The sequence below is a fragment of the Streptomyces sp. SID3212 genome, assembly GCF_009865405.1.
Taxonomy (GTDB): domain Bacteria; phylum Actinomycetota; class Actinomycetes; order Streptomycetales; family Streptomycetaceae; genus Streptomyces.
In genome coordinates, this window is sequence record NZ_WWJY01000144.1 from 1 (window position 1) to 3,260 (window position 3,260).

3 protein-coding genes are annotated in these 3,260 nt (G+C 69.9%); 1 reads left to right on the top strand and 2 read right to left on the bottom strand.

The window, feature by feature from the left end; genetic code table 11:
* Nucleotides 1-1,953: helix-turn-helix domain-containing protein (locus GT042_RS04135; RefSeq protein ID WP_161307329.1), on the bottom strand; the 1,953-nt coding region annotated here is incomplete at its 3' end.
* A 31-nt stretch (nt 1,954-1,984) separates the two neighbouring features.
* Between GT042_RS04135 and GT042_RS04140 the strand changes: the two genes are divergently transcribed.
* Complete coding sequence (locus GT042_RS04140) at nt 1,985-2,269, top strand: hypothetical protein (protein WP_202532328.1); 285 nt, start codon at nt 1,985-1,987, stop codon at nt 2,267-2,269.
* A gap of 23 nt (nt 2,270-2,292) precedes the next feature.
* Here the strand turns inward: GT042_RS04140 and GT042_RS04145 are convergent, their stop codons facing one another.
* Nucleotides 2,293-3,156 carry an ETEC_3214 domain-containing protein gene (locus GT042_RS04145; protein WP_161307330.1) on the bottom strand — a complete coding sequence of 288 codons (864 nt, stop codon included), beginning with the start codon at nt 3,154-3,156 and terminating at the stop codon, nt 2,293-2,295.
* Nucleotides 3,157-3,260 lie beyond the last annotated feature (104 nt).

The window sequence follows — 3,260 nt, forward strand, 5'->3', positions numbered from 1 at the left end:
GGCGGCCTGCCGGTAGAGGTTTTCGGCGCTTTCCTCTTCTCCGGCTTCATTTCGCAGCATTGCCAGCCGGAATAGGGCGGCGGTGTGTCCGTGGTAAGCGGCCTGCCGTGCGAGGTCTTCGGCGTGTGCCGGGTCCCCGGCCTTTTCCCGCAGCATGGCCAGATTGACGAGGGCGGCGGTGTGTCCGTGGTGGGCGGCCTGCCGTGCGAGGTCTTCGGCGTGTGCCGGGTCCCCGGCCTTTTCCCGCAGCATGGCGAGACCGACCAAGGCGCCTGTGTCGCCAAGGTCGGCGGCTTGCCGGAGGAGGTTTTCGGCGTCTGCTTGGTCTCCGGCTTCCTCCCGTCTCACGGCCAGACGGACCAGAGCTTCGGCGCTTCCGTGGTTGGCGGCCTGCCAGTAGAGGTGCTCGGCCCCTGCCTGGTCTCCAGCCTTCTCCCGGTCCTCAGCCAGTTTAATAAGGGCTTCGGGGCTTCCGTGCTGGCCGGCGCGGTGCCGTAAGTGGTGGGCCCATTGCAAGCGGTGTCGTTGCTGGGCTTGTTCGGCGAGGGTGTTGAGGTCGTCGGGGTGGGTGAGGTGGGTGTGGGCGGCGTGCCAGAAGGATGCGGGCGGGCAGAGTGTTCTCCGGGTGGTGCGGCCGTGTTGTTCGAGGTAGTCGGCGAGCCGGAACACCGGCCTCCCAACTGACGGCGTCGAGGTGTCGGCGGGCGGTAGGGGCATGGGCGGGCGGCGTCGGGGCCGGGGGGTGGCGCTCCGCAAGGGGGCTTGTTTCCCGTGGACTTCCCTGGCGAGTTCGGCGTACGCCTGCTCGGCCCAGTCCTTGACCGTGGCGAGCCGGTCGTACTCGGCGTCGGTGAGGTAGTCGGCGCAGGCGTCGGTGAGGAACGCCTGCGGCAGGTGGAGACCGACTCCGAGACGGCGCGCGTCCATGGCCACTTCCAGCAACGCCCGGGCCACAGGGCTCGCCCGCTCGTAGCGCTTGAGGAGTTCGGGCGCCCCGGCGAGATCCTGAGCCACCCGCCCGTCCACCTCGCCTGCGCGGGCCAGGGCATCAGCGAGCAACCGGTCGCCGTCGCGGGCTTTGGCCGCCGCGACAGCGAGGGCCTGGGCATCGAAGGCTTCCGGGACGCTGAGGGTCCGTCCGGCGAGGAGTTCCCGTACCCGGCTGTGCGGGTCTTCGCGCCCTGGGTGGGGCAGGGCGGTGTACTGGTCGGCGTACGCGGGCCACAAGGTGCCCAGCACCAGCAGCGGGCCGCGCTCCGGGGTGGTGAGCAGGGTGTGTAGTGCGGCGGCGATCCGCTCACCGTCCTTACGGTCGCCGAGGTAGTGCTGGGCCTCGTTCAGCCAGATCACGGTGCGCGGGGCGACGCGGTGCAGGTCGTCGAGGGCGGCCTCGGCACGGGTCGGGTCGAACGGGTGCCACAACCGCCACCCCGCCTCCGCGAGGGGCTGCACCGCCTCCCAGCACGCCCGCGTCTTGCCTGTTGAGGACTCGCCGACCAGGACCAGCATCCGGCTCCGCCCGCCCGAGACATCTCGGACCGCCTCGGCCAGCACCAGGTCGTGCGCACGCTCCACGTACCCGGGAAGGACAGCCGCTTCCGGTGTGCCGTGGCCGGGTAGGACGGTCCCGGGGCCAGCGGGGTGGACTTCCAGGGCGTGCGGGTCCCATTCCGCGATCGGCCGGCCCAGTACCGGCTGCTGGACACCGTCGACCGCATCACGCCGCAGCGCCAACAGCGCGTCGGCGGGCAGTTTCAGGGCGCGGGCAAGCGCGACCAGCGTCTGCTCGGAAGGGACTGGTCCGCCGGTCTGGAACGCCTCCGACACGGTCGTACGCCCCAGGCCCGAGCGGGCGGCGAGGTCGGTTTTGTTCATCCGGTGGCGGGCCAGCGCCTCGCTCAGCCGTGCCCGTAGTTCGGCGAGCGGAGCGTCACCGGCTCTGTCGTCGTGCATCCGATCGCCCCCTGCGCAGTGGTGTTCGCCGGTGTTCATCTTCCTCCGGCGAACCACGGCGAGCAGGTTCTTCGCGAAGTTCGACCACGACACCCCACCGAGCAACCGGGAGCCTGCTGTGACCGTCGCCCTCGCCCTCCTGACCACCGCACTCGTGATCGTCTTCGCGCTGCTGGCGGCCGCCGGTGCGGCCAAGCTCGCACGCCTTGATGGCGCCACCTATCCCGCCGCCCTGACCCGAGCCGCCGCCACCTTCGCCGCGGTCATCACCCTCGCAGCCGCCGTGACCGGCGCCCTCGCAGCCCTCCTCGCCTGAGCGGCCTCGCTCGGGGCCGGTCATCAATTTCTGTCGGTCTTCCTGGATTCCTTCCAGCTCACTGCCGCCGATCTGACCGTGTGGTACTTGTCGGCAACTGCGAGGCGTGCGGGGTGGCGGAGTTCGAGGAGCCGGACGCGGTCGTAGTCCGGTGCGATGCCGTAAGGGAGGAGGCTCTTCAGGTCGATGGTGGAGCCGACGATGAGTACGGAGTTGATCCGGGCCCGGCGCCGGTATTCGTCCCGTTCTGCCGGGTCCCATGTGTTGCCTTCACAGCCGATCGGCGGATGAGCCGGGGAGCCGGCGTCGCTCACTCCCGCCACCCAGTGCAGGTAGCCGCCGGGGCTTCCGAAGTAGTGCTGTTCGGCGTAGCTGAAGCGGCGGGCTCCCAGCGCGTGCCAGGGCCCCTCCTCGTCCGGACCGGAGCCCGGCAGCGCGGCCAGTGGTGTCCTGCCGAGCGTGATCCGGTAGGGCCCGATGGATATCCGTGGGCGGAAGAGGCGGCTGCGTGTGGTGAGCGAGTACATCAGTACTTCGTCGTGCTCGTTGCACCAGGTGACCAGGTAGCCGAGCAGGCCCAGCGGCCACGTCCGCACTGTCAGCTCGACGTCGCGGAGGGCGACGGCGTCCTCGTCCGCGTCTTCGTTCATGCCGTACTTCTGGACGTTCTGCTGATGTGCCCAGGCGGGTTCGCCGAACAGCTCGGTGACGTAGTCGTGGCGTACGTACGGTGCCATGCGCCGGTACGCCCGGATCAACCGGCGGCGCTTGCCGAGGGTGGTGTGCCACCACCCCCGTGCGATGCCGTAGAGACCGTAGAGAGCGGTGAGGACGGCGGCCAGCGTCCAGAGGTTGAGCTTGGTGTCGACCGGCGGGAGGAAGGACATCCGCGCATCCTGCCCCACCACTCGTGGAGCTTGTCCCTGAACGTTGGTTTCCGCCCTCTGGCGGGGGTTCAACCAGGGGTTGGTCGTCGCTTCGTTGTGTGTCG

Coding starts and splice junctions, on each gene's coding strand:
- GT042_RS04145 (WP_161307330.1), bottom strand. CDS start 3,156: ATGTCCTTCCTCCCGCCGGTCGACACCAAGCTCAACCTCTGGACGCTG.